General features: G+C 69.3%; 1 protein-coding gene. It reads left to right on the top strand.

Annotated features, from left to right (window positions below; all coding sequences use genetic code 11):
• Nucleotides 1–244: endonuclease domain-containing protein (locus GVN67_RS29435; protein ID WP_160000803.1), on the top strand; the 244-nt coding region annotated here is incomplete at its 5' end.
• Nucleotides 245–398 lie beyond the last annotated feature (154 nt).

Below are 398 nucleotides of genomic sequence, written 5' to 3'. Positions count from 1 at the left end.
ACACCGCGTCGACCTGCTCTGCCGCGCATACCGCATCGTCGTCGAACTCGACGGCCCCGAGCACCGGGCCGAGCCCAAATTCGGCAACGATCGTCACCGGGATTACGAGTTCCTGACGGCGGGCTACCTCGTGCTGCGCTTGACCAACGATCAGGTCGCGGCGGACCTTCCCCTCGCGATCGAGAAGATTCGAGCCGTCGTCCGCCTGCGACGCGGTGCGCAGGAGGGGCGAACCGATGCGTGAGACGCCGACGCCGAAGCAGGCGCTGATCCTGTGGTGCCTGCTCGGCCGCTGCGGAAGCGCATTGCAGAGCACGCTCGCGCCGCGCATCGACAGGGCGGACCGGGAGGCCCTGATCGCGAGTCGCTACCTCGCGGCGGAGCGGGAGGGTCGCTCC

It is taken from the genome of Roseomonas sp. 18066, assembly GCF_902706185.1.
GTDB lineage: Bacteria > Pseudomonadota > Alphaproteobacteria > Acetobacterales > Acetobacteraceae > Pseudoroseomonas.
Note: the sequence above shows the minus strand (reverse complement) of the source record. Positions and strands in the feature narration are given on the sequence as shown.